Source organism: Williamsia phyllosphaerae (genome assembly GCF_014635305.1).
Lineage (GTDB): Bacteria > Actinomycetota > Actinomycetes > Mycobacteriales > Mycobacteriaceae > Williamsia_A > Williamsia_A phyllosphaerae.
This window is the reverse complement of record NZ_BMCS01000001.1, coordinates 2,816,335-2,836,838: the sequence shown is the minus strand read 5'-3', so window position 1 is coordinate 2,836,838 and position 20,504 is coordinate 2,816,335. Positions and strand designations below refer to the sequence as shown.

The 20,504-nt window shown below is 70.1% G+C and carries 18 protein-coding genes; 4 read left to right on the top strand and 14 right to left on the bottom strand.

Annotation, left to right across the window (positions count from 1 at the left end):
* Positions 1 to 129 precede the first annotated feature (129 nt).
* From IEV93_RS13285 to IEV93_RS13220, 14 genes are all read right to left on the bottom strand, one after another.
* Entirely contained in the window at positions 130 to 984 is an 855-nt protein-coding gene (locus tag IEV93_RS13285; protein WP_188490146.1) for a cell division protein FtsQ/DivIB, read from the bottom strand.
* 1 nt (position 985) lies between these two features.
* On the bottom strand, positions 986 to 2,428 hold the full coding sequence (gene murC, locus IEV93_RS13280) for a UDP-N-acetylmuramate--L-alanine ligase (protein ID WP_188490589.1): 1,443 nt from the start codon (positions 2,426 to 2,428) through the stop codon (positions 986 to 988).
* A gap of 77 nt (positions 2,429 to 2,505) precedes the next feature.
* A complete protein-coding gene (murG, locus tag IEV93_RS13275; RefSeq protein WP_188490145.1) occupies positions 2,506 to 3,642 on the bottom strand; it encodes an undecaprenyldiphospho-muramoylpentapeptide beta-N-acetylglucosaminyltransferase in 1,137 nt (378 codons plus the stop codon).
* The gene (gene ftsW, locus IEV93_RS13270; protein WP_188490144.1) at positions 3,639 to 5,261 is read right to left on the bottom strand and encodes a putative lipid II flippase FtsW; all 1,623 of its coding nucleotides are present in this window, start codon (positions 5,259 to 5,261) and stop codon (positions 3,639 to 3,641) included. The genes murG and ftsW overlap by 4 nt, the downstream gene beginning before the upstream one ends.
* Positions 5,258 to 6,850, bottom strand: a complete 1,593-nt coding sequence (gene murD, locus IEV93_RS13265) for a UDP-N-acetylmuramoyl-L-alanine--D-glutamate ligase (protein ID WP_188490588.1) — start codon at positions 6,848 to 6,850, stop codon at positions 5,258 to 5,260. The genes ftsW and murD overlap by 4 nt, the downstream gene beginning before the upstream one ends.
* A gap of 1 nt (position 6,851) precedes the next feature.
* The gene (gene mraY / locus IEV93_RS13260) at positions 6,852 to 7,949 is read right to left on the bottom strand and encodes a phospho-N-acetylmuramoyl-pentapeptide-transferase (protein WP_188490143.1); all 1,098 of its coding nucleotides are present in this window, start codon (positions 7,947 to 7,949) and stop codon (positions 6,852 to 6,854) included.
* 59 nt (positions 7,950 to 8,008) lie between these two features.
* Positions 8,009 to 8,497 carry a UDP-N-acetylmuramoyl-tripeptide--D-alanyl-D-alanine ligase gene (locus IEV93_RS13255; protein WP_188490142.1) on the bottom strand — a complete coding sequence of 163 codons (489 nt, stop codon included), beginning with the start codon at positions 8,495 to 8,497 and terminating at the stop codon, positions 8,009 to 8,011.
* Complete coding sequence (locus tag IEV93_RS13250; RefSeq protein WP_188490141.1) at positions 8,494 to 10,089, bottom strand: UDP-N-acetylmuramoyl-L-alanyl-D-glutamate--2,6-diaminopimelate ligase; 1,596 nt, start codon at positions 10,087 to 10,089, stop codon at positions 8,494 to 8,496. The genes IEV93_RS13255 and IEV93_RS13250 overlap by 4 nt, the downstream gene beginning before the upstream one ends.
* 139 nt (positions 10,090 to 10,228) lie before the next feature.
* Positions 10,229 to 12,169 (bottom strand): peptidoglycan D,D-transpeptidase FtsI family protein, encoded by a 1,941-nt coding sequence (locus tag IEV93_RS13245; protein ID WP_371873814.1) that lies wholly within the window; start codon positions 12,167 to 12,169, stop codon positions 10,229 to 10,231.
* Positions 12,170 to 12,294: 125 nt separating this feature from the next.
* Entirely contained in the window at positions 12,295 to 13,131 is an 837-nt protein-coding gene (gene ftsL / locus IEV93_RS13240) for a cell division protein FtsL (protein ID WP_188490140.1), read from the bottom strand.
* On the bottom strand, positions 13,128 to 14,078 hold the full coding sequence (gene rsmH, locus IEV93_RS13235) for a 16S rRNA (cytosine(1402)-N(4))-methyltransferase RsmH (protein ID WP_229705173.1): 951 nt from the start codon (positions 14,076 to 14,078) through the stop codon (positions 13,128 to 13,130). Before rsmH ends, ftsL begins: the two co-directional genes overlap by 4 nt.
* A 321-nt stretch (positions 14,079 to 14,399) precedes the next feature.
* A complete protein-coding gene (mraZ, locus tag IEV93_RS13230; protein ID WP_188490138.1) occupies positions 14,400 to 14,831 on the bottom strand; it encodes a division/cell wall cluster transcriptional repressor MraZ in 432 nt (143 codons plus the stop codon).
* A gap of 349 nt (positions 14,832 to 15,180) precedes the next feature.
* Positions 15,181 to 15,588, bottom strand: a complete 408-nt coding sequence (locus tag IEV93_RS13225; protein ID WP_188490137.1) for an SCO2097 family morphological protein — start codon at positions 15,586 to 15,588, stop codon at positions 15,181 to 15,183.
* Positions 15,589 to 15,792: 204 nt separating this feature from the next.
* On the bottom strand, positions 15,793 to 16,251 hold the full coding sequence (locus IEV93_RS13220; protein WP_188490136.1) for an SAV_6107 family HEPN domain-containing protein: 459 nt from the start codon (positions 16,249 to 16,251) through the stop codon (positions 15,793 to 15,795).
* Between the two features lie 320 nt (positions 16,252 to 16,571).
* On the opposite strand from IEV93_RS13220, the gene IEV93_RS13215 reads away from it, so the two are divergent.
* The 4 genes from IEV93_RS13215 to IEV93_RS13200 all read left to right on the top strand — a co-directional run bounded on the left by IEV93_RS13215 (position 16,572) and on the right by IEV93_RS13200 (position 20,503).
* Positions 16,572 to 17,201 (top strand): GNAT family N-acetyltransferase, encoded by a 630-nt coding sequence (locus IEV93_RS13215; protein ID WP_188490135.1) that lies wholly within the window; start codon positions 16,572 to 16,574, stop codon positions 17,199 to 17,201.
* A 70-nt stretch (positions 17,202 to 17,271) separates the two neighbouring features.
* Positions 17,272 to 18,915, top strand: coding sequence for a phytoene desaturase family protein (locus tag IEV93_RS13210; RefSeq protein ID WP_188490134.1), 1,644 nt, complete (start codon positions 17,272 to 17,274; stop codon positions 18,913 to 18,915).
* On the top strand, positions 18,912 to 19,751 hold the full coding sequence (locus IEV93_RS13205) for a carotenoid biosynthesis protein (protein ID WP_229705083.1): 840 nt from the start codon (positions 18,912 to 18,914) through the stop codon (positions 19,749 to 19,751). The genes IEV93_RS13210 and IEV93_RS13205 overlap by 4 nt, the downstream gene beginning before the upstream one ends.
* Positions 19,752 to 19,786: 35 nt before the next feature.
* On the top strand, positions 19,787 to 20,503 hold the full coding sequence (locus tag IEV93_RS13200) for an LppM family (lipo)protein (protein ID WP_371873841.1): 717 nt from the start codon (positions 19,787 to 19,789) through the stop codon (positions 20,501 to 20,503).
* The last annotated feature ends 1 nt before the right edge of the window (position 20,504 follow it).

Here is a 20,504-nt window from a genome sequence, read left to right as displayed (position 1 = left end):
AGTTATGTCAAGTAGATGACTGTTGGGGGAAACGCTAGGCAGGAAACCCGTCGACATCGCGCAGGCTGACGGCGTGTCGCGCAGATCGACCCCGTCGAGCCGGTCGCGGCGCGGTTCTCGCCCGCGAGATCAGCGGAAGGTCGGGTACTCCGGCGCGCTGACGTTGACCTCGCTGTCGGCGCGCGGCAGCACGAAGCGCAGGGTGCGCGCCTTGTCCGCTCCCCTGTCGGCGTCTCCCCACACGACGGTCTTGCGGTCGCGCAGCGTGAGTCGGACGTCGGAGGGCGAAGATGCGGCGACCGAGACGACCTGCCGGGACAGGAAGTCCGGGAGGCCGGCGACGACCTCGAGGGCCGAGCGTCGGGCGGCGTCGGACGACCCGGCGCCCGAGGTGAGACGCGGCAGCGCGGGGGCCTTGGCCTGCTGGGCGAAATCGACCCCGTCGACGTCGTAGAGGTGCGCGGTCCCCGACCGGTCCTCGAACGCCACGGCGGTGCGTTCGACGACGGTGATCTCGATGGTCGAGGGATAACCGCGGGCCACGCGCACGGTCTTGATCCGCGGGATGGCGGCGATGCGCTGGGCGGCGGGGCGGGTGTCGACCTGCAACAGGGGTGTCCCCGTCGCGATCCGAGCGGCCGCGACGATGTCGTCACGGCTGACCACCGACGTCCCCGACACCTCGACCGAACGCACCGACATCAGCGGGGTGAAGTAGGCGATGAGTCCGGCCGCGATCAGCAGGATCACCGCCAGGACGGTGCCGATGAGCATCCGGGTGCCGCGTACGGGACGTCGTCCGGCGCGACGCGATCGACCGGCCGGGTCCGGACCGTCGTGATGCTGGTCGAGATCACGGTCGTCCTGGTCGTCGTCGGGGTACCGGTCGTCGAACTCGGCGTCGTGGTCGCGCCGGAGGTCACGGTCGTCGCGATCGCGATCGGATCGTCCGCGCATTCGGGGCATCGTCTGATTGTCGGGCATGTCAGTCTCCTCGGCGGGCCAGCGCGTCGACGATCTCCGGTCCCTGCATCGTGATGTCGCCGGCGCCGAGCGTGAGGACGACGTCGCCGGGTCGGGCCAGTCCGGCCACCGTCTCGGCCACCTGCGACAGATCGGGTGTGAAGACGACCGGGACGCTCACCTGCTCGGCGATGGTCCGTCCGCTGACGCCGTCCAACGGCTCCTCACGCGCCCCGTAGACGTCGAGGACGACCACCTCGTCGGCGAGGTCGAGGGCGTGCGCGAACTCGGTCGCGAAGGCGGCCGTACGTGAGTAGAGGTGGGGCTGGAACACCGCGATGACCCGTCCCCCGGTCGTGTTCGCCACCAGTTCGCGGGCCGCGGTCAGCACGACGGTCACCTCGGTCGGGTGATGCGCGTAATCGTCGTAGACGGCGATGTCGTCGACACGGCCGCGCAGCTCGAACCGACGATGTACCCCGGTGAACGACTCGACGCCGTGGACCACGTCGTCGACCGGACCACCCGCGGCCACCCCGGCCGCGATCGCACCGAGCGCGTTGAGAGCCATGTGCACTCCCGGGACGGCCAGTGCGACATCGCGTTCGACTACGGGCGAATCGGCGGCCGGTGGCCCGAGCGGGGCCCGCAGGGCGATCCGGGCGCGGCCGCCGACACCGTGGACCTGCCAGTCGAGCAACACCGCGCAGTGCTCGACCATCGGGACGCGGTCGGCGAGGCGACCGAACCCGTAGCCGAGCACCGCGACCCCGCGCTCGATCAGCCGCGGCGCCGATCGCTGCGCCAGCGCCACCGCACCCTCGTCGTCGAGGCAGATGACCAGCGTGCCGCCGGCGTCGAGGCGGTCGAGGAACTCGTCGAACACCGCGACGTAGGCCTCCACCGTGCCGAAGTGGTCGAGGTGGTCGGACTCGACGTTGGTCACGACCACGACGTCGGGACGGTATTGCAACAGGGAGCCGTCGCTCTCGTCGGCCTCGGCGACGAAGATCCCGCCGCTGCCGTGATGGGCGTTGGTCCCGGACTCGTTGAGTTCGCCGCCGACGGCGAAGGACGGGTCGAGCCCGCAGTGCTGCAGGGCCACCACGACCATCGACGTCGTCGAGGTCTTGCCGTGGGTGCCCGCGATCAGGACCGTGCGGTAGTCATCCATCAGGGTGGCGAGAACAGCGGGCCGCAGGATCACCGGGATCCCGCGTCGGTTCGCCTCCACCAGTTCGGGATTGGTCTTCGGGATCGCGGCGTGGGTGGTGACGACGACGGTCGGCCCCCCGGGCAGCAGGTCCAACGCGGCCGGCGAGTGCCCGATCTGGACCTGGGCACCGCGAGTCCGCAGCGCGAGCACGCCGCGACTCTCCTTGGCGTCCGACCCGGAGACCTGGGCGCCCCGGCTGAGCAGGATGCGGGCCAGCCCCGACATGCCGGCCCCGCCGATTCCCACCATGTGCACCCGCGTGAGTTCCTCGGGCAGTGGTGGGGTCGCGGATGCGGTCGGGTCGTCGTGCGGCTGGGACACCGGCGTCACCGTTCGTCTCGGAACGCGCGCGCGAGCTCGAGGCCCGCGGACGCGACCGCTGCGGCGGCGTCCGCGTGTCCGACCTGCCGTGCCCCGCGCGACATCTCGGCCAGGCGGGCGGTGTCGGCGAGCAGGTCGGGCACCGTTGCGGCGACCCAGTCCGAGGTGAGGTCGGCGTCGTCGAGAAGGATCCCGCCGCCCGCGGTGACCACCGGGAGGGCGTTGAGGCGCTGTTCGCCGTTGCCGTGCGGCAGCGGGACGTACACCGCGGGCAGACCGGTCGCGGAGATCTCCGCGACTGTCATCGCCCCGGACCGGCAGACCACGAGATCGGCTGCGGCGTAGGCGAGGTCCATGCGTTTGAGATACCCGACCGAGACGTACGGGGGTGCTCCCGGCGGCGACACCGGGGCGATCGCGTTCTTGGGTCCGTGGGCGTGGAGCACACCGACCCCGGCCGCCCCGAGCGCACCCGCCGCGTTCGCGACGGCCTCGTTGATCGTCCGCGCACCCTGGGACCCACCGAACACCAGGAGCGTCGGGGCATCGGGGTCGAGTCCGAAGTAGTGCCGCGCCTGCGCGCGGGTGGCGGCGCGATCGAGTCCGGTCAGCGACCCGCGGACCGGGATCCCGACCACCTCCGCATCGAGACCGGAGCCGTCGACCGCGGCCAGTATCCGCTGGGCGAACCGTGCACCGACCTTGTTGGCGATGCCTGCGCTGGCGTTGGCCTCGTGGATGACGACCGGCACCCGCGACCCGCCCTTCATCCGTCCGCGTGCGGCGAGGTAGGCGGGCAACGCCACGTACCCACCGAAACCGATGACCACGTCGGCCCGGACGGCGGCGAGGATCCCCCGCGTCGCACGCACCGACCGGCGCAACCGCAGGGGTACCGAGAAGAGATCCCGGTTGACCTTGCGCGGCAACGGGACCGGCGGGATGAGTTCGAGGGTGTAGCCGCGCTCGGGCACCAGGGTGCGCTCGAGACCGCGTTCGGTGCCCAGCGCCGTGATGCGCGCGGTCGGGTCGAGGATGCGCACGGCGTCGGCGACCGCGAGCGCCGGCTCGATGTGCCCCGCGGTGCCCCCACCGGCGACGACCACCGACACCGGGTCGTCAGCGCTGCGTCGGCGGGTCATCGGCGCGACCTCGACGGCGCACCGCGACGCGGCTCGGCACGGTGCGTCTCGCGACGGGCGTCGCTACGCCAGTCATGTCGAGGGTCGTATTCGCCGGTGGCGAAATCCGGTGGTGTGGTGCGGTACCGGGCCCGCGGATGCGGTGGGCCCGTGCGCTCGCGGACCCGCCCCGATCGCTGCTGCGGTTGCCGTACCGGCTCGGGGTGACCGCCGAAGCCGAAGTACGAGGCCGGGTTGCCCCGCGGTGCCCGCGACGAGTCGGCGACCGGCCGCTTGCGCGGTGCGGACCGTCCGTCCCCGACGTCGCGGCGAGCACGCCAGGCCTGAACCCGGGTGGGCGCGTAGGTCTCCGGCTGCGGCAGGCGCAGGAAGCGGCCGAGCCGTCCGTCGTCGCCGGCGGCCAACGCGGCGACCGCCTCGGGTTCGTGTCGGGCCGCGTTCGCCAGCAGTCCCAACATCACCAGGACGGTGAACGTCGACGTACCGCCGGCCGAGAGCAGCGGCAGCTGGATACCGGTGACCGGCAGGAGCCCGATCACGTATCCGATGTTGATCAGGGCCTGGGCGCTGATGAGGATCGTGATGGTCGCGGTCATGAGGCGCAGGAACGGGTCGACGGCGCGCAGCGCGATGCGCAGGCCGACGAAGGCCAACAGGACGAACAGTGCGACGACCAACAGTCCGCCGATGAGTCCGAGTTCCTCGCCGATGATCGCGAAGATGAAGTCGTTGTGCGCGTTGGGGAGGTAGTTCCATTTGGCCCGGCTCTGGCCGAGGCCGACGCCCCACGTGCCGCCGTTGGCGAGTGCGAACTGTGCCTGTCGCGCCTGGTATCCCGCGCCCTGGGGGTCGTTGATGTTGCCCAGGAAGCTCTGCACCCGCTCGGAGCGGTATCCCTCGACCATCGCGAGCAGTACGGCCAGGCTGATACCGGAGATCACGAAGACCCCGAACACCTTGAGGCTCAGGCCTGCGAACCAGAGCAGGGTGCCGACGATGATGGCGATGGTGATCGTCGTGCTCAGGTTGGGTTCGAGCATGATCAACGCGCACACCAGGATCGCGACCGGGATGAGCGGGACCAACAGCTCGCGCAGCGAGGCCCGGTCACGGATGCGTGAGGACAACAGGTGCGCCCCCCACACGCACAGCGCGAGCTTCACGAGCTCGGACGGCTGCACCGACAACCCGGCGACGACGAACCAGCGGCGCGCGCCGCCGCTGAGCGTGCCGACGCCGGGGATGAGGACCGCGACCAGCATCAGGGTGGTGATGATGATCGCCGGTGCGGCCAGTTTGCGCATGTAGCGCACCGGCATCCGCAGTGCGACGTAGAACAGGATCGTGCCCAGCACGGCGAAGACCACCTGGGTGGTGAACAGCCCGTAGGCCGACCCGTTCTTGGAGTAGCCCTCCACCGACGAGGCGGAGAGCACCATGATCAGCCCGAAGACCGTCAGCAACACCGTGAGCGTGATGATCAGGTGGAACGACGCGAGGGGTCGGCGCAGCACGGCGTCGATGATCCCGCGTGGTCCGTCCCACCAGGATCCGGCGCGACGGGGGGTGGGCTTCGTGGTCCCGGCGGTGGCCTCGGGAGCGTCCGCGGTCAGGCTCACGGCGCCGTCGTCGGGTCGTCGAGGGTCGCGATCGCACCGAGGGCCAGCGCGCCGTGGGCGAACGCGTCACCGCGCACGCCGTACCCGCTGAACATGTCGAGCGATGCGGCGGCGGGGGCGAGCAGGATCGCGTCGGGCCGGTCGGAGTCGGCGGTGGCCAGATGCCACGCGATCGCCACGGCCGCGTTCATCACGCCGTCCGCGGTCCCCAGCGCGGGATCGGCCGCGGACGCGGTGATCGCACGCAGCGTATCGGTGCTGGTGGACGGGCTGTGCGCACTGTCGGCGACGGCTTCGGGCAGAACCGGCGTGGCTATCACCCGGTCATCGTCTCCTGTTAACAGTGTGACTGTTGGGATTGAAGGGGCGTGTCGCGCAATCGCGGCGGCGAGCAGGTCCCGGTCGGTTCCGAGCAACACGACCGCGGCCAGCCGGTCAGCACTCTCGACGACGAGATCGTCGACCGCCGCCCCCTTGAGCAGTCCACCCGCGATGAGCACCACCCGGCGGTGCGCCCGGATCGATGCGGCGGCGGCGTGCGGGTTGGTCGCCTTGGAGTCGTCGACGAACTCGATGCCCTCGAGCGCGGCCACCACCTCACCGCGATGGCGTCCGGGCCGGAATCCGGCGAGCCCGCGGTCGACGTCGGCGGCCGCGATGCCCACCGCGCGGCACAGCGCCGCCGCGGCGAGGGCGTCGGTCAGCCCCGACGGTCCCGCGGGTCGGATCGACCCGGTCGTGCCCACCGGGATCCCTGCGCCCTCCGGGTCGGGACCGAAGGCTCGGTCGACCAAGTCGCCGGAGACCACACCCACCTCGCCGACGGCCGGTGCACCGAGTCGCACGCCGACCGTCCGCGCACCGGGGGTGGTCGCCGACAACACACCGGCCACCGGGTCGTCGGCCCCGATGATCGCGATCGGTCCACGCAACGCCCCGGACTTCGCCGTGACGTAGGCGGCCATCGAGCCATGCCAGTCGAGATGGTCCTCGGCGATGTTGAGGACGACGCCCGCGTCGGGGATCACCGACGGCGCCCAGTGCAGTTGGAACGAGGACAGTTCGACGGCGAGCACCTCGACACGCGGATCGAGGGTGAGCGCGTCGAGCACCGGCAGGCCGATGTTGCCGCACGCGGCGACCGATCGCGGCGACGCGGAGACGATGGCCTCGACCATCGACGTCGTCGTGGTCTTCCCGTTGGTCCCGGTGATCACCAACCAGGTTCGCGGCGCACCGAGCAGGCCGCTGTGGTCGACGCGCCACGCGAGTTCGACCTCACCCCACACCGGCAACCCGGCCGCGCGGGCCGCGGTGACGACGGCGGAGTCGGGTCGGAAGCCGGGCGAGACGACGACGAGGTCGAAGGCCGCGACCGAATCCCGGGTCACGGAATCGGTTGAGACGACGTCGACGCCCGCGTCGGTGAGGACCGGACGGTGGTGGGTGCGCCCGTCGCAGACGGTGACGTGCGCCCCGTGGGCGGCGAGGAACAGTGCCGCAGATACCCCCGCGGTGCCCGCCCCGGCGACGAGGACGCGCAGGCCGGGCAGGGATGGGAGCTGGTCGGACGCCGGGTCGGCGGCCACGTCAGCCACCGTTGGAGGCCAGGAACTCGCTGTAGAACAGGGACAGACCCAGCGCACACGCGATGGCGGTCAGCAACCAGAACCTGATGATGACCGTGGTCTCGGCCCAGCCCCCGAGTTCGAAGTGGTGATGGAACGGCGCCATCCGGAACACGCGACGGCCGGTGGTCCGGAAGAACGCGATCTGCAGCACGACCGAGACGATCTCGGCGACGAACAGGGCGCCGACGACCACCATGAGCAGTTCGGTGCGGGTGGTGATGGACAGGCCGGCCAGCATGCCGCCGAGCGCGAGCGATCCGGTGTCGCCCATGAAGATCTTCGCGGGCGCGGCGTTCCACCACAGGAAACCCAGGCAGGCGCCACCCCCGGCGACGGCGATGAGCGCGAGGTCGAGCGGGTCACGGACGTGATAGCAGCCGGGGCTCACGTCGCCGCCGACCTTGGGGCCGCCCGCGCACGCGTTGCGGTACTGCCAGAACGTCACCAGCACGTACGACCCGAGCACCATGGCCATCGACCCGGCCGCCAGCCCGTCGAGTCCGTCGGTGAAGTTGACCGCGTTGGACCATGCCGCGACGACCAGCCAGCAGAAGATGACGAACGCCACCGACCCGAGCGTCACCGCGGGGATGTCGCGGACGTAGGACAGGTTGGGGCTCGCCGGGGCGTCACCGTTGCCGTTGCGGAAGTTGAGGGCGAGGACGCCGAAGAGCAGCGCCGCGATGAGCTGGCCGACGGACTTGGCGGTCTTGTTGAGCCCGAGGTTGCGGCCCTTGCGGATCTTGATGAAGTCGTCGAGGAAGCCGACGCCACCGAGGACGGTGGCCAGCGACAGGACCAGCACGCCCGAGGCGCTGGGCCCCTGGCCGCCGTTGAAGGCACCGACGATGTGCGAGGCCCAGTAGCCGGCCCAGAGCGCGACGATGATCGCCACGCCGCCCATCGACGGGGTCCCGCGCTTGGTCTGGTGGCTCTGCGGCCCCTCGACCCGGATCTCCTGACCGAAGCCCTGCCGGGAGAAGAACTTGATCAGAACCGGTGTGAGGAGGATCGACACCGCCAACGCGACGGCGCCCGCTATCAAGATCTGCGTCACCTGCTCAGTCCCATCCGTCGCCTCGCCTCATGCGTGTCCCCCGCCGCCGATCGGTGATCTCACCGCTCCGGCGCCGCCGTCAGGGTCGCGGTCCATCGGTCGTTATCCAACAGTGCATTCGTCACTGCCGACAAATCGCCGGCCCGACCGCCCGCGATCAGCACCACGTCACCGTCTCCGATCTGGGCGTCGAGGATCTCGAGGGCCTCGGCGGCGTCGGCGACCAGCAGTGCCTCCTCGCCCCACGAACCCTCCATCACCGCCCCCTGGTGCAGGGCGCGGACCGATCGCGACTCCCCCACGCTGATGACGGTGTCGACCGCGAGGCGCACGGCGAGGCGACCGACGCGATCGTGGGCGAGTGCCCGGTCGTTCTCGTCGGTCAGCTCGGGTGCATCGAGTTCGGCGAGCACCGCCCAGCTGCGTCCGACACCCCGGTCACGGGTCATCCCGACGAGGTCGCGGATCAGACCGCGGACGGTGTCGTGATCGATGTCGCTCCCGGCGCGACCGCCGGTGTCGAGAACCCAGATCCCGGTGTCACTCATCGTGCCTCGTTCCCGTGCGTCGCCAGTGCCTCGGCGAGTACCGCACGATCGTCGAACGGCGTCTTGACCCCGTGGATCTCCTGCCCGGTCTCGTGTCCCTTGCCCGCCACCAGCACCACGTCCCCGGTACGCGCCCAGGCGACGGCGTGGGCGATGGCCTCGGCGCGGTCGCCGATCTCGACGATCGGTTCCGATCCGGCGGGCCGATCGGCCTCGGCGACGTCGGTCGCGCCCGCGACCACCGCGGCCCGGATCGCCGCCGGGTCCTCGTCTCGGGGGTTGTCGTCGGTGATGACGACCAACTCGGCGCCTCGCGCGGCCGCCGCGCCCATGACCGGCCGCTTACCGGTGTCGCGATTACCGCCTGCGCCGACGACCACCGCGACACGGCCGGAGGTCTGGGCTCGCAGCGTGGCGATGACGGCGTCGAGAGCGGCCGGCTTGTGGGCGTAGTCGACGACCGCGAGGAAATCCTGTCCGGCGTCGACGAGTTCGACTCGGCCGGGGACGCGGACGTCGCCGATACCGGCGACCGCATCGGGGATCGACACACCCGCGGTGTGGGCGACCGCGACCGCGATCAGGGCGTTGGCGACGTTGTACCGACCGGGCAGTGGGACGACCATGGTGTGGGTCTCACCGACCGGGTCACGGACGGACACGACCTGCGATCCGTCGTCACGGGACTCCGACGGTCCGGCGAACCACTGGGCCGCACTCGTGCGGGTCGAGACGGTGACGACCCCGGAACCCACGATCTCGGCCATCCGCACTCCCCACTCGTCGTCGACGCAGACGACCGACCGGTTCGCGTGTTCGGACGAGGTCGACCGGAACAGCAGCGACTTGGCGTCGAAGTAGTCGGCCATCGTCGGGTGGAAATCGAGGTGGTCCTGCGAGAGGTTGGTGAACGCGCCGATGGCGAAGTGACTCCCCCGCACCCGACCCAGCGCCAGGGCGTGGCTCGACACCTCCATCACCACGGTGTCGACACCCTTCTCGAGCATCGCCGCGAACAGGCCCTGCAGCGCGGGCGCCTCGGGCGTGGTGAGTGAACTCTTCTGTCGCACACCGGCGATCCGGGTCTCGACGGTGCCGATCAACCCGACCGTGTGGCCCGCGGCCATCAGCGCCGCCTCCGTGAGATACGCCGAGGTCGTCTTGCCGGAGGTGCCGGTGATACCGATCAGGCGCAGTCGCAGAGACGGGTTGGCGTAGACCCGGGCGCTGACCGCCCCCAGGACACTGCGGGGATCGGGGTGCACCAGCAACGCCAGGTCCGCCCCGGCGGGGACGGCGGACTCGATGATCGTGGCGCCGGCCGGATCGGTGAGGACCGCGACCGCGCCTGCACCGATCGCGTCCACCGCGAAGTGTGCGCCGTGCACGCGTGCGCCGGGCAGGGCCGCGAACAGATCGCCGGCGATGACGTCCTGGGCGCGCAGGGTGACGCCGGTGACCGCGAGGTCCCCGGTGGCGGCACCGACGAGGTCGAGTCGGGCGTGACAGGAGGTCGCGAGAACCTGCACAGGGTGCGGCTCGACCGTCACGGGGCGGGTCGGGTCGGGGCTGTGTCGTCTGGCGGTGGCCATGGTCGGTGCACACCTCCTGATCAACTGTGAATCATCCGTCTCGACGACCCGGCGGACGCCGCCGAGCCCAACGGTCAACATACTGCGCGTGCCGACACCGTCGCCCACCGCCGCGGGCCGTGACCACCGGGCAGGGCGCTCAGGTGCCCTGCAGGACCAGCTTGGGGGTCGGGGCCGACGAGAGCGGGATGCGCTCGCGCTGCAACATCCAGGACGCGATCGTCTCGAAGAGCGGTGCCGCCGACTGCCCGCCGGTGCCGTCGCTGCTGCGCGACGGGTTGTCGAGCATGATCCCGACGACGAACTTCGGGTGATCGGCAGGGGTGATACCGGCGAAGGTGATGTTGTAGCTGGAGTTCGAGTAGCAGCCGCAGTTCGGGTTGACCTGCTGCGCGGTGCCGGTCTTCGCACTCACCTGGTATCCGGGGATCGCGCCCTTCGAGCCGGTGCCCTGCTGCTCGCCGGTGGGATCGGACTGCACGATGGCGCGGAACATGTCGCGCACCGTCGTCGCGGTCTGTGGGCTCACGACCCGCACGCCTGCGGGCGAGTCGGGCGCGTCACTCCCGGAAACCGACTTCAGGATCCGGGGCGGCACGCGGAGACCGTCGTTGGCGATCGCCTGGTACATGCTCGTCATCTGCAGCAGCGTCATCGAGAGGCCCTGTCCGATGGGCAGGTTGGCGAAGGTGCCGCCGGACCACTGGCTGCGGGCCGGTACATCGCCCGCACTCTCGGCGGGCAGGCCCACGCCGGTGCGTTGACCGAGTCCGAATCGCTGCAGCATGTTCGCGTACCGGTCCTCCCCGATCTGCTTGGCCAGCATCAGGGTTCCGACGTTCGACGACTTGCCGAAGATGCCGGTGGTGGTGAACGGCGCCACCCCGTGCGCCCAGGCGTCGTTGACCGTGACCCCGGCCAGCGAGATGTTGCCGGGGACCTGGTGGACCTGGTTCGGGGTGGTGATCCCGTACTCGATGGCCGCGGACGCGGCGACCAGCTTGTTGACCGACCCCGGCTCGAACGGAGAGGTGACCGGCAGATCGCCCAGCTGCGCATCGGTCTGTTCGGCAATGGGTTTGGCGGGGTTGAAGGTGTTGTCGTTGGCCAGGGCCAGGACCTCACCGGTCTTCGCGTCCAGCACCACCGCGGAGGCGTTCTTCGCCCCGGACCGGTCCTTGGCCATCTGGACCTGCTGCTGCACGAACCACTGGATGTCGGAGTCGATGGTCAGCGCGACGGTCTTGCCGTTCTGCGCGGGGTGCACGTTGCGAGTGCTGCCCGGGATGACCGCGCCGTCCGAACCCCGGTCGTAGGTCTGCGAACCGTCCGCGCCCGCCAGGCTCGAGTCCATCGACGACTCGAGGCCGATGAGTCCGTTGCCGTCGAAGTCGACATCGCCGACGATGTTCGCCGCCAGCGGGCCACCCGGGTAGAGCCGGATGTCCTGACGTTCCGCGCCGACCTCGGGGAACTCGTCGGTGATCTTGCCCGCGGCCTCGGGGCTGACCGACCGCGCGAGATAGACGAAAGTCTCGTTGCTGGTGAGCTGTTGGAGCACCGAGTCCGCCGAGACGGCTCCTCCGAGGGCATCCTGCACGCCCTGGGCGATCTGCTTGAGTCGGGTCGAGGCATCGGGCGACGACGCGTTCTTCGCGTGCGCCTCGTCCATCGCCTTGCGTTCCTTGATCGGCTGGAACGTCAGCGCCTTGGCCTCGTCGGTGTAGGCGATGGGATTGCCGTTGCGGTCCTCGATCGCGCCGCGCTTGGCGGGCAGCACCTCGGTGACGGTCCGCTGATCGGCCGCCTCGGCCGACAGTCCGGAGGACTCGACCGTCTGCACCATGAGCAGCTTGCCCGCGACCAACGCGACCGCGACGCCGAGGACCACGACTCCGAGTCGCGTACGTGTGATGAACTGCGCCGCACCGTCGCCGCGGGCGGTGACGGTCGCGTCCGACCGGATCGGTCCGGAATGGGCGCGGCGCGGATGTCCCGTCGAGTCGGAGCGGTTACGGGCACCGGATCGCGTCGAGTTGCGCGCGCTCGACGGCGGGCGGCGACGGTTCCCCGCGCTCACCGCGCGCGTCCCGAGGACAGTCCGGCGGTCGGCCGGTTGGTGTCGGTGCTCGTCGTCATGATCTCAATTGTCCACTCTGTAAACGGTTTCGACGCACACCCGACTCGGCGTGGCGCCGCGGCAGATCATCGCGCCTGCTGTGACGGCGCGGTTTGGGTACCGCCCTGTTGCGGTGCGACAGCGGTGGATCCGGGCGTCACGGCCGGAGCCGATGCCTGCGGCAACACATTCGCCGCGATCGGTCCGGACGGCTGGGTGCCGTCACCGCTGAGGTCGGCGCCGGGTGCGGTCTGCGTCGAGGCGTCCGACCTCGGGCCGTCACCGGTTGTCGAACCCGGTTGCGGGACGATGGTGTTGCCGGTCGAACCCCCGCTCAGCGGCGGCGCCGGCGAACCGGTCGCCGCGGTGATCTCCCCGACCACGCGGCTCCGGCCGTTCGGTGCGACGACCAGGCGGGCGACGTCCTTGGCCGGGATCATCCCCTGTTTCGTTGCCTTCTCGGCGATCTCGGGTGCGGAGTTCCCTGCCTCGAACTCTTTCTTGAGCGCGTCTCGACGGTCGGAGAGGTCCTGGTTGTTCTGCTTGGCGACGGACAGCTCGTAGGAGTCCTGGGCCGCGGTCGTCGACAACCACAGGGTCAACCCCAGTCCGACCGAGAGGATCCCGAGCACCAGCACGACGAACGGCACCCGCCGCACCAGGTCTCCTGGTGAACGGGTGACGCGACTGAGGAAGTTCTCGTCCTGTCGACGGCGTCCCGCGATGGTCGCGGTCGACCGCTGCGTCGCGCGCTTGCGCCTGCGATCGATGGCACGCTGCGCGGCCGGCGAACGATTCTCCCGCGGCCGGTCGGCGACACCGGTTCGGTCGGCGCGTCGACGTCGGTTCGTCGCCGCGGCCTCGTCGAGGTCGTCCACCGGTCCCTCGTCACCGATCGTGACACTCCCGTCGGTGACGGTCATCGCTTCTCCCTGCTGATCTCGATACGTTCAACGGCGCGCAGACGGACCGGCGCCGACCGCGGATTGGACTCGATCTCCTCGGCGTCGGCCTGCTCGGCACCCCGCGTGAGTGCTGCGAACTCCGGCGCGGTCCCCGGCAGGTCGAACGGGAGTCCGGGGGGCGAACTCGACGAGATACGTTCGGTGAACTCACGTTTGACGATGCGGTCCTCGAGCGACTGATAGCTCATCACCACGAGTCGTCCGCCGAGCGCGAGTGCGTCGAGCGCCGCGGGCACCGCGCGCCGCAACGACTCCATCTCGCCGTTGACCTCGATGCGCAGCGCCTGGAAGGTGCGCTTGGCGGGGTGTCCCCCGGTCCTTCGGGTCGCCGCGGGGATGGCGCGGTACAGCAGTTCGACCAGGCGCGCACTCGTGTCGAACGGCCGGTCCTCGCGTTCCCGCAACACCGCCGACGCGATCTTGCCCGCGAATCGTTCCTCGCCGTACTCCGAGAGCACCCTGGCCAGTTCGCCGTGTCCGTAGGTGTTGAGTACGTCGGCGGCGGTGAGTGGGTCATCGGCGTTCATGCGCATGTCGAGCGGTGCGTCGACCGAGTAGGCGAACCCACGCTCGGCCTGGTCGAGCTGCATCGACGACACCCCCAGGTCGAGGAGCCCGGCCTGATATGTGTCGTGGCCGGTCTGCGCCAACACCTCCCCGATCTCGTCGTAGCGGTTACGCGCGAACGTGATCCGGTCGGAGAACGTCGACAGCCGCTGCGTGGCAGAGGCGATGGCGTTGTGATCGCGGTCGATGGCGACGACGTGGACACCGGGGAACGTGGAGAGAACCAGTTCACTGTGTCCACCCGCTCCGAGGGTGCCGTCGACGAACACCGCTCCCGCGCCGTCGGGGGATTCCGCGGTGAGCGCCGGGGTGATCAGGTCGAGCATGCGTGCGGCCATCACGGGCACGTGACCGTGCTCGCCCGATCGTCTGACCACGGAACGCCTCTCCGCCTGCGACGGGATGTCCCGTCGATGGTGCTGTGGTGCCGCGCCCGGTCGCCGGCAGCACGGGGCAGACCCGTGCTGTCGGCGGGGCCGGTGGGTTCGTGCGGTGAGTCCGGGTCCCTGCCCGGCGACGCACCTGGCGCGGGGGAAGTGCGCCAGGGTCGTCATGATGCACCTGGCACTGGGGAAGTGCGCCAGGGTCATCTCGGGCAGAGGCCTCGACTCGCCGTTCGACATCGTGCTAACCAGCGACGGTTCGGGGTACTGCGTCCGTCACAGGATTGCTCCCAGTGCGGGGTTGTCGGCACGAGAGAAGCTCTCCTCGTGCTGGTTGTCGTACTGCTCCCAGGCGTCGGCGTCCCAGATCTCCACGTGATCGATGTTGCCGATCACGACACAGTTCTTGGTGAGGCCGGCGTACTCCCGGTGCTTGCCCGACAGCGTGATCCGACCCTGTCCGTCCGGGGTCATCTCCTCGGTGCTCGACGCGAGACCGCGCTGGAACATGCGGGCCTTCTCGTCGACCTTGGACGCAGCGGCGGCCCGTTGCGCGAGCCCCGTGAAGTCGACGGGGAGGTAGATCGCGAGGCAGCGGTCCTGACCACGAGTCACCATCATCCCTTCCGCCAACTGATCTCGGATCTTCGCGGGAAGCGTGAGCCGTCCCTTGTCATCCAACTTGTGCGTGTAGGTGCCGAGAAACATGTCGACACCTCCTGCCGGGCGGAGGAGTGAGTCCGGCACTCCCTTCCTCCGGGCACCACAGTACCCCACTTCCCCCCACTTTCCACCCCTATATCCGCCCAGCCCAACTTGGTTCCTGTATCAGCGCAGCTCAGAGGCAATAAAAGGCGTGGGGGGATTTCGTCCGCAACACGCTCAGGCGTTCGTCGTCACCTGGGGTTTTCCAGCACGAAGCGACCCTGGACGGCACGGAAGGGCGCGGCGGGGCGCGTGGTGGTGAGAAGTGGGGAATCAGGGCATGTGCACACACGACAACAGCCGCACATCGGTGTCGATGCGCGGCTGTTGCGGTTGCGTGTGCGGAGTGGTGCTACTCCTGCTCGAAGCGGCGGTTGAAGCGTTCTTCCATCCGCTCGCTGAACTTGCGTGAGGGACCCCCGCGAGCGCGGCGACCACCCGAGGGCTGCGATGTCGGCCCTGCAGACTCCGGCGTTGACGACGATCCGACACCCCAGAGGGCGAACAGACCGGCCGCGAACATCACCAGGAAGCCCACGAGGCTGAGGATCGGGAACCCGCCGACGGTGAAGTCGACGACGAGACCTCCGATGAGGAGGACCAGACCGACGACGAAGACGACTGCAGCCTGCAGACGGCGACGAGCCGTCGATCCACCCATGCGACGACGTCGTACGTTCGACGCGAACTTGGGATCTTCGGCGTACAGCGCGTTCTCGATCTGTTCGAGCATTCGCTGCTCGTGCTCCGAGAGTGGCACCGCCCCTCCTTCAGCACTAGGTCCGTGGCCGGACGACTCAAATGGTTGCCCGGAACCGTGTGTCCGGGCAGCCCTGGCCCGCGTTACGGGCCGTTGACTCGATGATACGAGGTGATCGACAAACCGACCACTATTACCCGCCCCGAGTTCCGATCGACCTCGATGACGACACCGGTCGAGACCCCTCCACGGGCTTCTCGACACTCATGCCGACCGTGCCGGGTTGTGCGCGGGCGGGGTCGGACCGGGACGGCCCTGCTCGTACGCGAGCACCTCCGCCTCGACGTCGTCGAGGAAGTCCTGCAGGCGCGACCGGGTCTCACGAACCCGCAGCGCATCGACGTCGCGGACGATGCCGACCTCGATGTCGGCGCGTAGCCGCGACAGGCCGGCGAAGTAGGTGGCCCACGTGGTCATGGACGGGATCGCGCGTGGCAACCGCGCCCAGGCGTTCGACGTCCCGCGACGGGGACCGAGCGAGGACTCACCGATGGCGAGCGCGGCACCGGCCGCCCGAAGCGCTGAGACATACAACTCACGGAGCTGGTCGGCATGGCCCGGCGCATCGGCGGCCAGGGCTGCGAGGGAGTCGGCCTTCTCGAGGAGGTCACGTGCGCGGGTCACCACACGTGGGTCCGGTGTCGTCCGCTGCGGTGCGGCCATGTCGATCACCCCTTCGATGTGCATTCACTCTGTTCCAACACGTGCCGGTCCGGTGCGCATCCGATCCGCGGCGTCAGATCGGTCACGTCCGTGTCGGACCGATGTCTGCAGGTCTACCCGGCACCACCGACACAACCGGCGTACGACGGTGTGGACGTCGGACCGACCCGGCGGCAAACGCTTCCCTCGTTCACCGCCGAGCCGACCGTCGGTCGTCGGGTAACGATTGACTCGTCGCGGAGGTTGAGTATTCGAACACCCGTTCGACATATTCAATATAGCCATCCCCCGCACAGGTCTCAAGAGGAGGCGATGAACTCGTGTCCGTCCGCTTGGTGGACCTCACGGCCGACGATGTCCACCGTTGGCTGGGGCCGGCCCTCGACGTGTACGTCGCGGCGATGAACTACCCCCGCGGCACCCAGACGCACCGCACCCCGCTGTGGCGCGACCACATGAACCGTCCGGGGTGGCAGGCCGTGGGCGCCGTGCAGTCCACGGTGTCCACGCCGGTGAGCCCACCGGCCACCGGCGGCGGCGATCCCCCGACGCTCGCGGGGTCCACCACCGAGACCCTGATCGGCATCGCCTACGGCTACCGCGGCGCCGAGGACCAGTGGTGGAACCAACAGCTGCGTGCGGGACTCCGTCTGGGCGGGTACACACGAACACAGATCGACGACATCACGCGCAACTATTTCGAGCTCACGGAATTGCACGTGCATCCGTCGATGCAGGGCACCGGGACCGGCCAGAGGATGCTGACCCGACTACTGGCCGACCGCCCGGAGGACAGCGTGTTGCTGTCCACCCCGGAGGTGCCCGGCGACGACAACCGCGCCTGGCGTCTGTACCGACGACTCGGCTTCGGGGACATGCTGCGCCATTTCGGTTTCACCGGCGACCCGCGCCCGTTCGCGGTGCTCGGCCGTCGCCTGCCCATGAACTGACGGCCCCACACCTCGAGGGCCACCGACGTCGCCGCCGTCCACGACGGCCGCGGACAGGAGCAATGGACCGATGCGCGACACCATCGTCATCGGCGCGGGACACAACGGTCTCGTAGCCGCCGGGTACCTCGTCCGGGCCGGACGCGACGTCCTGGTGCTGGAGCGGGACTCGATACCGGGTGGGGCGGTGTCGACCGTCGAGCGTTTTCCCGGCTACCGCGTCGACCGGGGGTCCTCGGCCCACATCATGATCCGGCACACGCCGATCATCGAGGATCTCGAACTGCATGCCCACGGACTGCGTTACATCGACTGCGATCCGTGGGCGTTCGCGCCCGCGGCCGACGGCCGTGAGGCGATCGTCTTCCACAGCAGCCTCGACGCCACCTGCGCGTCGATCGAGGCGTCCTGCGGCGCCGCGGACGCCGACGCCTACCGCCGGTTCGTCGGCGTGTGGGGCCCGCGCTCGGCGTCGGTGATGAAGATGTTCGGTTCGCACCCGACGGCCGGTTCGTTCGCCCGCGCCTTCTGGGGCATGCCGACGCGCGACGGGGTGTCGGGACGGCAGGCCGGGATGAGCCTGTCCCAGGAGTTCCTCCGGTCCGGGGACGCGTTGCTCGACAGCTGGTTCGACTCCGAGCGACTCAAGGCGGCGCTCGCCTGGTTCGGCGCCCAGTCCGGACCGCCGATGAGCGAGCCGGGCACGGCACCGATGGTGGGCATCGCCGCGCTCATGCACACCCTGGGTCCGGGCCGCGCGATCGGCGGGAGCGGCGCGCTCACCGACGCCCTGGTCCGCCGACTACACAGCGGTGGTGGCGAACTCGCCCTCGAGCAGCCGGTCACGGCGATGACGTGGTCGGGCGACCACTGGCAGGTCACCACCGGCGACGGCACCGTGCACCGTGCTCGTTCGGTCGTCGCCGCGTGCCACATCGTCACCACGCTGGACGCGCTCGCCGCGGGCGGTTACGACGCCGACACCGTCGGGCGCTGGCGATCCCGCATCGAGATCGGCCCGGGGATCGGCAGCGCGATCCGGGTGGCGACGACGGCGCTGCCCGCCTACACCGGCCTGCCGCAGGGGCTGCCCGCACACGGCGTGCACTCCGGCCTCGGACTGCTGGTGTCCGATCGCGCCCATCTCGCGGCCGCCTACGGCGACGCGCGGGCCGGCGAGGCACCGCGGCGGCCGGCACTGGTCGCGATGAGCTATTCCGCGATCGACCCCACCCTGGCCCCGGCCGATCGTCATCTCGTCACGCTGTGGGCCCAGTGGTACCCACGACATCTCGCCGGCGGCCGCAACTGGGCGGAGATCGCCGATCGGGCCACCGACGACATCGTCGCCGAGATGGATCGCCACGCACCGGGTTTCGCGCAGCAGATCGAGCACGTCCACACCCAGACCCCTGATCGCATCGAGGACGAGCTGGGGCTCATCGGCGGCAACGTGATGCACGTCGAGATGTCGTTGGACCAGATGTTCATGTTCCGACCGCACCCGGATCTGGGCGGTCATCGCGTCCCCGGTGTCCCCCACCTGTTCCTCGCGGGGGCGTCGACTCACCCCGGCGGTGGGGTGAGCGGCATCAGCGGGGCGCTGGCGGCCGACCTGGCGATCCGCGACGCCGACGGTGTCGGCGGCGGGGTACGTCGGACCGTGGCGGCGGTGACCGCACCCCTTCGTCGCCGGATTCCGGGTCCGCGGTGACGCGAGGCACCGCCACCGCCCCGGACCGGACCACGCGGTCCGCGTCGACACACACCGTCGCCGTCGCCGGACTCGCGGTGACGATCGGCGCGCAGATCGTCTACCCCCTGGTGCACGGTTCGAACCGCGACATCACGACGATGGTCGTGCTGTGCGCCGGCGTCGTCGCCATGGCCGCCGATGCGATCGGCCGACGGGGTGCTCTGCGCGGGGCCGTGGTCATCGTCGCGATCGCCGTGCTCGCATTCGCCTTCGAGGTGGTCGGGACCCGGACCGGCATCCCGTTCGGTGACTACACCTATGCGCAGGACCGGATCGGCCCGTCCATCGCGACGGTGCCGATCCTGATCTCGGCCGCCTGGTTCGTCGGCGCGTACAGCGTGTGGCGGGTGGCGGTGTTCGTCCTGCCGCGGCGGCCCGTGCTGCGGGTGCTCGCCGCGATCGTCGCGCTCGTGGGGTGGGATCTGTACCTCGACCCGCAGATGGTCGCCGCGGGCCTGTGGCGGTGGGGCGTCGACGACGCCGGCTTGCCGGGCATCGAGCAGATCCCGCTCACGAACTACGCCGGATGGGCGTTGCTGGGGCTCGTGGTGTTCGCCGTGTTGACGGCGCTCGATGCCCCCGCCCGCACCGGTGTCCCCCACGCGGATGACACGACGGCACGTGTGCCCGTGATCCCGCTGACGTGGTTCGTCTGGACGTGGCTGGGGTCCGCGGTCGCCCAGGTCTTCTTCCTCGAGGACGGCGCCCTGCGGTCCGGGATCGCCTACGGCCTCGTCGCGATGGCCGTGCTCGGCGTGCCCGCACTCGCCGCGGCCACCGGATGTCGGCGTTGATGCCACCGGCCTGGCACGATGTGCCTGTGCTGGGAATGAGATCGGCGTCGCAGAAGCGCTCACCATCGACGAACCGTGGACTGCGGGTCGTGCTCGCGACGCTGATCGCGGCCCTGTGCACGCTGGCGCTGAGCTCCTGCATGGACCGCTCCCCCTACGTCGGTGACCGTCTCTGGGGCGACCTCGTCGTCGCCGAGAAGTCGACCGGACAGGGACAGTCGGGCAAGGGACCCCAGATCGAGGTCCCGCAGTCGATGGCCGGGAGCGTCGTCGCCGAGGAGTACGACGAGAACGGCATGGTCGGCACCCGCGTCACCTACACCGCCCTGCCGGTCGGTCAGTTCAACCAGCTCGGCGACCTGCTCCTCGAGGCCTATCCGAACTCTGCGGTGAGCCTGCAGCTGACGACCAAGCGCAGCGGCGACGTGGTCCGGTTCCGTGGCAACGCCGACCTCGCGAGCCTCACCCCGGGACAGGATCTGCTGGAGCTCACGGTGCAGTTCGCCGGCGGCATCAGCGCGACCAACGGAACCCAGTCCGCTGACGACACCGTGACCTGGAAGCCGGAGGCGGGCAAGGTCAGCGACCTGACCGCCGAGGCGACCTACGCCGATCCGGGGACCGCCGCGTTCGGTGACTGGACCTGGGTGCTGGCCGGGTTGACGCTCGCGGTCGTCCTGATCGTCGGCGGCATCGCCTATCTCGCCCGGGACACCTCACCCCGCCCCGGGGCACCGGCCGAGCGACGCTGAC

Bases quoted from the DNA above. Each gene is read 5' to 3' on its own strand.
- mraZ (WP_188490138.1), bottom strand. From the start codon at position 14,831: ATGTTTCTCGGCACCTACACGCACAAGTTGGATGACAAGGGACGGCTC.
- IEV93_RS13250 (WP_188490141.1), bottom strand. From the start codon at position 10,089: ATGGCCACCGCCAGACGACACAGCCCCGACCCGACCCGCCCCGTGACG.
- IEV93_RS13200 (WP_371873841.1), top strand. From the start codon at position 19,787: ATGAGATCGGCGTCGCAGAAGCGCTCACCATCGACGAACCGTGGACTG.
- rsmH (WP_229705173.1), bottom strand. From the start codon at position 14,078: ATGGCCGCACGCATGCTCGACCTGATCACCCCGGCGCTCACCGCGGAA.
- IEV93_RS13285 (WP_188490146.1), bottom strand. From the start codon at position 984: ATGCCCGACAATCAGACGATGCCCCGAATGCGCGGACGATCCGATCGC.
- IEV93_RS13210 (WP_188490134.1), top strand. From the start codon at position 17,272: ATGCGCGACACCATCGTCATCGGCGCGGGACACAACGGTCTCGTAGCC.
- murC (WP_188490589.1), bottom strand. From the start codon at position 2,428: ATGGTGGGAATCGGCGGGGCCGGCATGTCGGGGCTGGCCCGCATCCTG.
- ftsL (WP_188490140.1), bottom strand. From the start codon at position 13,131: ATGACCGTCACCGACGGGAGTGTCACGATCGGTGACGAGGGACCGGTG.
- IEV93_RS13220 (WP_188490136.1), bottom strand. From the start codon at position 16,251: ATGGCCGCACCGCAGCGGACGACACCGGACCCACGTGTGGTGACCCGC.
- IEV93_RS13255 (WP_188490142.1), bottom strand. From the start codon at position 8,497: ATGAGTGACACCGGGATCTGGGTTCTCGACACCGGCGGTCGCGCCGGG.
- murG (WP_188490145.1), bottom strand. From the start codon at position 3,642: ATGACCCGCCGACGCAGCGCTGACGACCCGGTGTCGGTGGTCGTCGCC.